10 protein-coding genes are annotated in these 8379 nt (G+C 57.3%); 2 read left to right on the forward strand and 8 right to left on the reverse strand.

The features are described from left to right. The 7 genes from hisF to H6B10_RS10445 all read right to left on the reverse strand — a co-directional run. Positions 1-424, reverse strand: a 424-nt coding sequence (gene hisF / locus H6B10_RS10415; protein WP_204651544.1) for an imidazole glycerol phosphate synthase subunit HisF, incomplete at its 3' end; no start/stop codon positions are given. A gap of 15 nt (positions 425-439) precedes the next feature. Beyond that, positions 440-1156 carry a 1-(5-phosphoribosyl)-5-[(5-phosphoribosylamino)methylideneamino]imidazole-4-carboxamide isomerase gene (gene hisA / locus H6B10_RS10420; protein ID WP_204651545.1) on the reverse strand — a complete coding sequence of 239 codons (717 nt, stop codon included), beginning with the start codon at positions 1154-1156 and terminating at the stop codon, positions 440-442. A gap of 12 nt (positions 1157-1168) precedes the next feature. Further along, positions 1169-1786, reverse strand: coding sequence for an imidazole glycerol phosphate synthase subunit HisH (gene hisH, locus H6B10_RS10425; protein WP_204651546.1), 618 nt, complete (start codon positions 1784-1786; stop codon positions 1169-1171). Between the two features lie 25 nt (positions 1787-1811). Next, complete coding sequence (gene hisC, locus H6B10_RS10430) at positions 1812-2882, reverse strand: histidinol-phosphate transaminase (protein ID WP_204651547.1); 1071 nt, start codon at positions 2880-2882, stop codon at positions 1812-1814. 16 nt (positions 2883-2898) lie between these two features. After that, on the reverse strand, positions 2899-4188 hold the full coding sequence (gene hisD, locus H6B10_RS10435) for a histidinol dehydrogenase (protein WP_204651548.1): 1290 nt from the start codon (positions 4186-4188) through the stop codon (positions 2899-2901). Continuing rightward, a complete protein-coding gene (gene hisG, locus H6B10_RS10440; RefSeq protein WP_204651549.1) occupies positions 4185-5765 on the reverse strand; it encodes an ATP phosphoribosyltransferase in 1581 nt (526 codons plus the stop codon). The genes hisD and hisG overlap by 4 nt, the downstream gene beginning before the upstream one ends. A gap of 136 nt (positions 5766-5901) precedes the next feature. Further along, positions 5902-6294 (reverse strand): hypothetical protein, encoded by a 393-nt coding sequence (locus tag H6B10_RS10445; RefSeq protein ID WP_204651550.1) that lies wholly within the window; start codon positions 6292-6294, stop codon positions 5902-5904. 169 nt (positions 6295-6463) lie between these two features. Here H6B10_RS10445 and H6B10_RS10450 point away from each other — a divergent pair, with 169 nt between their 5' ends. Continuing rightward, the gene (locus H6B10_RS10450) at positions 6464-6826 is read left to right on the forward strand and encodes a CidA/LrgA family protein (RefSeq protein ID WP_204651551.1); all 363 of its coding nucleotides are present in this window, start codon (positions 6464-6466) and stop codon (positions 6824-6826) included. Next, positions 6819-7514: an LrgB family protein gene (locus H6B10_RS10455; RefSeq protein WP_204651552.1), complete on the forward strand. Its 696-nt coding sequence runs from the start codon at positions 6819-6821 to the stop codon at positions 7512-7514. Before H6B10_RS10450 ends, H6B10_RS10455 begins: the two co-directional genes overlap by 8 nt. Positions 7515-7563: 49 nt before the next feature. Here the strand turns inward: H6B10_RS10455 and H6B10_RS10460 are convergent. Further along, a partial coding sequence (locus H6B10_RS10460; RefSeq protein WP_204651553.1) for an HAD-IC family P-type ATPase occupies positions 7564-8379 on the reverse strand: 816 nt, incomplete at its 5' end.

Genomic DNA, 8379 nt, shown 5'->3' on the forward strand with positions numbered 1-8379 from the left:
CAAACAACATAAAGCGGCCATCCACTCGCTTGATATCGGCCGAAAGTACCACACACTGGTTGCCGTACTTTTGGGCTGCCGCCGGAATGATGCCGGGGTTGGCGATGGCACCGGAATTGACGCTGACTTTATCGGCCCCGCATTTGAGGACACGGTCAAAATCGTCCAGCGTACGGATGCCGCCCCCCACCGTCAGCGGAATAAAGATCTGGCTGGCGACTTGGCGCAGAATATCGGTAAAAAGGGTACGCTCCTCCACACTGGCCGTAATATCGTAGAAAACCAGCTCATCGGCGCCGGATTCGTTGTAGAAGCGGGCCATCTCCACCGGGTCTGCCATATCCTGCAGACCTTCAAAGTTGACCCCTTTGACCACGCGGCCGTTTTTCACGTCCAGGCAGGGAATGATGCGTTTGGTGATCATGACAAAAGCCCTCCTTTACGCCTGATACCGACGCACGGCATCGGCCAGATCAATGGCGCCGGTGTAGATGGATTTGCCCAGTATGGCTGCATGGCAATCCATGGCCTGGAGTTCGGCCAGTTCTTCCATCCGGGCAATGCCGCCGGATGCCGTCACTTCAATGCCCGGGATGGTAAGCAGTTCCCGGTAAAGTTCCAGATTGGTGCCCTGCATGGTGCCGTCCCGGGAGATATCGGTGGCAATAATCGCCCCTACCCCCGCTGCGGCACACCGGCGGCAGAACGCCACTCCCGGTTCGGGCGTAACCTCTTTCCAGCCGTTGACGGCCACCAACCCGTTTTTCATATCAACCCCCACCGCAATGCGGGTGCCGTAGGTTTTGGCCATCTGTTCCGTAAAGGCAAAGTTTTTGACCGCAACCGTTCCCAGAATGCAGCGGTCTACCCCCAGTTCCAGATACTGCCGGATGCGTTCTTCATCCCGGATACCGCCGCCCACTTCGATTTTCAGTCCGCCCAACCGGGCAATGGCCGCGATGGTCTGCATATTCGCCGTGGTATCATCCTTGGCACCGTCCAGGTCCACCACATGCAGATATTTTGCACCAGCCTCTATGAACTGGCGTGCCTGGGCCACAGGGTCCGCGTTATATACGGTCATCTGGTCATAATCGCCCTGATAAAGGCGCACAGCCTGACCGCCGCGCAAATCAATGGCGGGATACAGTTTCATAATGTTCCCTCCTTACAGTTCGGCAAACGCCTTGAGCAGGCGCAGGCCGGTATCGCCGGATTTTTCCGGGTGGAACTGGGTGCCGTAGACATGGCCGCTGCGCACCGCCCCCGTAACCGGAATGCTGTATTCACTGGTAGCCAGTGTAGACGCCGCACAGTCTTTGGCATAATAACTGTGCACATAATAGACGTATTCACCGTTCTTTACATACCGGAACAGCGGATCATTTTCCCGTCCCGGAACAATGTCCAGCGCATTCCATCCTATGTGGGGCACCTTCAGGGTCGGGTCTTTCAGATCATCTGCCAGCGGGCAGACGGCACCGGGGATCAATCCCAGCCCCTGGTGTTCCCCGTATTCATAGCTTTTGTCAAACAGCAGCTGCATTCCCAGGCAGATGCCCAGCAGCGGTTTGCGCTGTGCCTCCTCCCGAAGGACCGGAACTAGACCGGTGGCCTGCAGTTTGGCCATAGCATCGGCAAAAGCACCTACACCGGGCAGCAAAATATGGCTGGCTGCCCGCAAATCATCGGCCTGGCCGGTGACCCGTACCTCGGCCCCCAGACTTTGTACGCTGGATGACAGGCTGAACAAATTCCCCACACCGTAATCCACAATGGCGATCATGACATTCCCTCCTCTTGGCAGTCTTTCACTTTTGCGGCGGCAGAATCTCATCCAGCGCTGCAAAGAACCTCTGCATCTGTTCCGGTGTTCCGATGGTGATACGCAGCCAGTCATCGATACGTGGCGCGTTGAAATGGCGAATCAGAATGCCGCGTTCCCGCAGCTTTTCAAAGATTTCCCGGCAGGGCATACGGTCTGTGGTGGCAAACAGGAAGTTGGTCGCCGAGTCCAGCACGGTAAATCCGCGCTGCCGCAGTTGCCGGGCCGCATCGTCGCGGGTGGCCAGCACCTTATCGGTCACCCAACGGAAATACACCTCATCCCGGATGGCCGCCGTTCCGGCCGCCTGGGTCAGCGAATTGACATTGTAGGGGCTGTAGCTGAACTTGACCCGGTTCATATCCGCGATCAATTCCGGCCGTGCCAGGCAGAAACCCAGCCGCGCCCCCGCCAGATTGTGCGTCTTGGAGAAAGTATGGGTAATAACCAGATTGTCGTATTTTTCCAGCAGCGGCAGGCACGTTGCTCCCGCCGGGGCAAACTCTATGTAGGTTTCATCCACGATCACAATGTTATCAGGATTGGTGCGCAGCACTTCTTCAATGGCATCCACCGGAGCCAACAGGCTGGTGGGCGCATTGGGGTTGGCAATAACGATGGTTTCGTGCAGGCCCTTGTATTTGCCCAGGTCCAGAGTAAAGTCCGCTTCCAGCGGAATGATATGCTGGGGAATATGCAACAGATCACACAGCACCGGGTAAAAACTGTAGGTAATATCCGCAAAAGCCAGCGGCGTATCCTCATCGCAAAACGCCCGCAAAGCCAACAGCAGGTTTTCGTCGCTGCCGTTGCCGCAAAGTACATTTTCCGGCTTTACGCCCCAATGGGCGGCAATGGCACGGTTCAGCTCCCCGTTGGTCAGATCGGAATACAGGCGCAATCCCGGTACTGCCGCTGCAACCGCCGCCGCCACGCCGGGGGCCGGCGGGTACGGGTTTTCGTTGGCGTTCAGCTTGACCAGATTCTCGATGGCAAGCTGTTCACCGGGCGTGTAAGGCTCCAGCGCAGAGAGTGTTTTGGTAAAATAACGGCTCATGGCTTGTTCCTCCCGCTCACTGGTCCTCAAACCGGATGGTCACGCTCTTGGCATGCGCATGCAGACCTTCGTGCTCGGCAAAGTTGGCAATACGCTGCTGCACCTCGCCCAGCGCTTCCCGGGTATAATACAGGAAGCTGGATTTCTTGACAAAATCATCCACTCCCAGCGGGCTGCTGAACCGTGCGGTGCCGCTGGTGGGCAGGGTGTGATTGGGACCGGCGAAGTAATCGCCCAGCGCTTCCGGCACGTTCTTGCCCAGGAAGATGCTGCCGGCATTCTCTACCCGGTTGAGCACCGCAAAAGGATCATCCACGCAAATTTCCAGATGTTCCGGTGCAATGATGTTGACCGCTTCAATGGCCTTGTTCATGTCATCGGTTACGATGATCTTGCCATTGGTATCCACGCTGGCCCGTGCAATGGCAGCACGCGGCAGCTGCGGGATCTGTACTTCCAGTTCCGCCTGGACCGCTTTGGCCAACTCCCAGCTGTCGGTCACCAGTACCGGCGTGGCCAGTTTGTCATGTTCGGCCTGGCTGAGCAGATCCGCCGCCACCCAGGCCGGGTTGCAGCTGCCGTCCGCCAACACCAGAATTTCCGAGGGACCTGCGATCATATCGATGCCTACCTTGCCGAACACTTTGCGCTTGGCGGTGGCCACATAGATGTTGCCGGGGCCGACGATTTTATCCACAGCGGGCACACTCTCGGTACCGTAGGCCAGCGCCGCCACCGCCTGGGCGCCACCGGTCTTGAAAATCAGATCAATACCCGCAATAACCGCCGCAGCCAGAATGGAAGGGTTCACCTTGCCGCCGGGGCCAGCGGGGGTAGTCATGACGATCTGTTTGACGCCTGCCACTTTGGCAGGGATCACATCCATCAGAACCGTGGAGGGATAAGCCGCCGTCCCCCCCGGCACGTAGACGCCTGCCCGCTGGATGGGCGTATACTTCTGCCCCAGCACTACACCGGGCTTATCGGTAAGAACAAAATTTTTGTGCAGCTGCTGCTCGTGGAAGTGACGGATGTTTTCAGCCGCCATTTTCAGGGTGGTAATGAACTCCGGGTCCTGTGCATCCAATTCGGCGAAGGCTTCGTCGATTTCCTGCTGGGTCACCTGTACCGACTGCAGCTCCGCATGGTCAAACTTGGCCGCATACTCAATCAACGCCGCATCCCCACGAGCACGAACGTCGGCAATGATGGCATCCACCGTTGCTTCCACGTCCGCTTCCGCACGGATGTCCCGGTTCAGAATTTCTTCAGGTTTTACTTCATCAAAATCATACAGCCGGATCATGGGACAAGAGCCTCCTTCATTTTGTTGAGCAGCGTGCTCATCTGCTGATATTTGAATTTATAGCTGGCTTTGTTGGCAATAAACCGGGCCGAGATGGGCATGAATTCCTCAATCACGGTCAGGTCGTTTTCCCGCAGGGTGGTACCGGTTTCTACAATATCCACGATCACATCGGACAGTCCCAGAATGGGCGCCAGCTCAATGGAACCGTTGAGTTTGATAATATCGATATCCCGGCCCCGGCGTTCATAGTGGTCGCGGGCAATGTTGACGAATTTGGTCGCCACCCGCAGTGCCCGGCTTTCGTCATCGGTAAAGTTTTTGGGGCCGGCCACACACATCCGGCATTTGCCCATGCCGGTATCCAGCAGTTCATACACGTCCGCATCGGATTCTGCCAGGATATCCTTGCCCACAATGCCGATGTCCGCCGCACCATGTTCCACATAGATTGCCACATCACTGGGCTTCACCAGGAAATACCGCACCCCGGCTTCGGGGTTTTCCACCACCAGTTTGCGGGTATCGTTGTAATCTTCGTTGGCGCGGTATCCGGCCTCGGCCAGCAGCTTGTATGCCTTGTCACCAAGGCGCCCTTTTGGCAAAGCAATGTTGAGCCAGATTTTTTCCGGCTTCGAAGGTGCTTCGCCGTTCTGTGCCGTCAGACGTTCCAGTTCATCCAGGTAGATGGCAAATCCGATGGCGTTGGCACCCGCCGTAAAACGCTGCATCAGATAGTCATACCGGCCGCCTTTGAGCACCGCCCGGGGAACCCCCGCCACATAACCGGTGAACACAAGGCCGTTGTAATATTCCATTTCGTCAGCCATGCTCAGGTCCAGCTGGGTGCCGCGGCCCGCCTCTCCCAGACGGTTCTGCAGCGCCTGCAGTTCCTCCAACGCATCCCGCTGAGCCTGGCTGCGGCATGCGCCGCGGGCAGCCGTCAGGGTTGCACCCAACGGCCCATGCAATGCCAGCAGACCGCAGAGGGCATCGGCATCCGGCTCCCTCAGTCCATCCGCCAGCGCTGCCGCATGCAGTTCGTGGGCATTTTTCTGGTTGAGCAACTCCAGCAGCCGTCCCCGTGCCGCTTCCGGCACCTGCAGAGCGTCCAGCAGGCCGGTAACAAATCCCATGTGGCTTACTTCCAGCACGGTGGGCACGTTCAGGGCCGCCAGGCTTTGCAAAGCCAACTGTACCACTTCCGCCTGGGCAGTCGCATCCACGGCGCCCATACATTCGAGGCCCATCTGGTGGATGGTCTGGAAGGTATGGCTTTCCCGGCTGGGACGGCAAACTTCTTCATTATAATAGAAGCGCTTGCACTCACCGGGGGCCGGTTGAGCCGTTTTGGCAATGGACAGCGTCACGTCCGGTTTGATGGCCCGCAGCTTGCCGTCCAGGTCGGTAAAGGTGACCACCTGGGCATCCGGCAAAAAACGCTGGTATTCCTGATACAGTGCGTATTCCTCAAACCGGGAACAACGATACTTGCGATACCCTGCCTGTTCGTACAAAGCACGCAGACGGAACGTTGCCTGTTCCGCGGGGGTAAAATTCTGCAATTGAATCTCCATACAAATTCCCTCCCTCTCCACACATATAAAATCATTATACTTTAGCGCAGTAAAGTTGTAAAGTGCATTTTTATTCAATAAAATACAAAAAGGCGCACCTTTGCCTTGACAAAGATGCGCCTTGCGCGTTCGCTTATCAACCCTTGCAGCCCTGTTCGTCCCAGTCACCAAAATCTGCGGGGTCCGCAATCTTGGTGGCATCGTACTTACCGTCTGCCGTTTTGGGTACTTCCACCGCACCCAGTTCTACCGGGTTGGCGTTGGGGGTATCGTCGCCGGTCTCCACAGGATGAGCGGCCACGGGCGGCTGGTATACGGCATCGTCGGTTTCAGGCGCGGCAGCAGGGGCTTTTTCAGCCTCGGCAGACGCATCAGCTTCGGGCTCGGCGGTGTCGGTTTCAACCTCGTCCGCCGGGCCCACAATATGCTCGTATTCCTCGCCGTGCTCACGCTTCTGCAGCACGTACACAGCGGCGCCCACAGCAGCAGCGCCCACGGCCAAGCCGGCCAGTTTCTTCAGAAAAGACATGTCAAAACCTCTTTTCGCATTCCCTTGTACGGTTTTGGGTTAGTATACCACACTCCGCGGCAAAATACAAGTGTTGCAAGATTTCACATTTTTTTACGCGGCGGCAATTGTAGAACCTGATCGAAAGTGGTATGATAGGGCAGCATTCTAGCATAAAGAGGGATAGTATATGAAGTATGTGTTTCAGTTTGCCCGGATCGTAGGCTTCTGCCTGCTGGGCGAGGTTTTGGCCGCGGTGCTGCCGTTGCCGATTCCGGCCAGTGTGTACGGTCTTTTGCTGATGGCCGCCGCGCTGCGCTGCGGTATCCTGCGGTTGGAACAGGTACGGGAGGCCGGGTTGTTCCTGACGGGGATTTTTCCGCTGTTGTTTGTGCCGGCAGCCAGCGGCGTGATGGAACTGGGCAGCCAGCTGGCAGAGGTGTTCGTGCCCGTTCTTATTGCCATTATTCCCATCACTGCGCTGGTCATGGCCGTAACCGGCTGTGTGGCTCAGCGCTGCACCGCAGGGCGGGAGGTGCAGAACCATGACTGAGTTTTTGCAGCACTGCGGCAGCTGGGGCGTGTTCGCCACCCTGGCCGCCTACGCGCTGGGAGTATGGGTCAACCGCAAAACCAAACTGGCGCTTTTCAATCCGCTGCTGATGGGCAGCATCTTCATGATCGTCTTTCTGCGCTGTTTTGCCATTCCCTACGCAGACTACAGCGCCAGCGCTGCCCCGGTAAACTGGCTGCTGGCGCCCGCCACCGTAAGCCTGGCGATTCCGCTGTACGAAAAATGGGAACTGCTGGAAAAGAACGTAGGTGCCATTTTGGCCGCCATTCTGGCAGGTGTCATCACCAGTCTGGGCAGTGTGCTGGTCATGGCCTGGGTGCTGCGGATGGAACATGCCAACGCCGTGACCCTGCTGCCCAAATCGGTAACCACCGCCATCGGCATGGACATTGTCGAAACCCTGGGCGGCACCGCTGCACTGGCAGGTGCGGTCATCATCCTGACCGGCATTGCCGGCAGCCTGTTGGCCGAAACGGTCTGCAAGGTTTGCCATATCACCGACCCCATTGCCAAAGGTCTTGCCTTGGGCACCTCGGCCCACGCGGTAGGTACCAGCAAAGCCTTGCAGATGGGCGAAGTGGAAGGTGCCATCAGCGGTTTGGCCATTGCGGTAGCCGGCGTGCTGACCGCGGTTTTAGCGCCTGTAGCTGCCAATTTTCTGCCGTAAACATCAAAAGCGGCCCCTTTCGGGGCCGCTTTTTTCATTTGTCTGTTTTTTAAGCCTTGCGAACTATGCGCCGCTGGACCCATTTGACCAGCTCTACAATGGGAATCACCAGAACCGCCAGTCCCAATGCAATCAGATATTCCGCCAGAGAAACCGGCGTAAAGCCGAACATCTGCGCCACCACCGGAATCTCCAACACCGCGGTGGTCAGCACCAGGCTGCCGAGCATGGCAGCCCACAGCACCACATTATGGGTATGCAGTGTAAATACACTCTTGCGCTGGCTGCGCAGATTGAAGCTATGGAAAATCTCGCACATACTCATAGTCAGGAACGCCATGGTCATACCGTCGGGGCTGACCCCCTTGGGCATTTCGAATGCCCCCACCTCGATGCAGTGCCCCAGAATATAGGAGATCATGGTGATCGCCGTGATCAGTACGCCCTGATAAGCAATATCAAACCCCAGACCGCCGGCAAACACTCCTTCGTCGGCACGGCGCGGCGGGCGGGACATGGTGTCCGGTTCGCCCGGTTCCATGCCCAGCGCCAAAGCCGGGAAGCAGTCGGTAATCAGGTTGATGAAAAGCAGATGCACCGGGTTGAGCAGTGTGAAGCCCAGCAGCGTGGAACCGAATACGCCCAGCACTTCGCTCATATTGGACGCCAGAAGGAACTGGATGGACTTGCGGATATTATCATAGATACGGCGGCCTTCCTCCACCGCTGCTACGATGGTGGCAAAGTTATCGTCGGCCAGTACCATATCTGCCACATTTTTGGTCACATCGGTGCCGGTAATGCCCATACCGATACCGATATCCGCCATTTTGATGGACGGCGCATCGTTGACGCCGTCACCGGT

Source organism: Gemmiger formicilis (assembly GCF_016901605.1).
GTDB classification, from domain to species: domain Bacteria; phylum Bacillota; class Clostridia; order Oscillospirales; family Ruminococcaceae; genus Gemmiger; species Gemmiger formicilis_B.

What these genes read in the sequence shown, in the direction of transcription:
- hisH (WP_204651546.1), bottom strand. Translation starts at nt 1,786, where the DNA reads ATGATCGCCATTGTGGATTACGGTGTGGGGAATTTGTTCAGCCTGTCA.
- hisC (WP_204651547.1), bottom strand. Translation starts at nt 2,882, where the DNA reads ATGAGCCGTTATTTTACCAAAACACTCTCTGCGCTGGAGCCTTACACG.
- hisA (WP_204651545.1), bottom strand. Translation starts at nt 1,156, where the DNA reads ATGAAACTGTATCCCGCCATTGATTTGCGCGGCGGTCAGGCTGTGCGC.
- H6B10_RS10450 (WP_204651551.1), top strand. Translation starts at nt 6,464, where the DNA reads ATGAAGTATGTGTTTCAGTTTGCCCGGATCGTAGGCTTCTGCCTGCTG.
- H6B10_RS10455 (WP_204651552.1), top strand. Translation starts at nt 6,819, where the DNA reads ATGACTGAGTTTTTGCAGCACTGCGGCAGCTGGGGCGTGTTCGCCACC.
- hisD (WP_204651548.1), bottom strand. Translation starts at nt 4,188, where the DNA reads ATGATCCGGCTGTATGATTTTGATGAAGTAAAACCTGAAGAAATTCTG.
- hisG (WP_204651549.1), bottom strand. Translation starts at nt 5,765, where the DNA reads ATGGAGATTCAATTGCAGAATTTTACCCCCGCGGAACAGGCAACGTTC.
- H6B10_RS10445 (WP_204651550.1), bottom strand. Translation starts at nt 6,294, where the DNA reads ATGTCTTTTCTGAAGAAACTGGCCGGCTTGGCCGTGGGCGCTGCTGCT.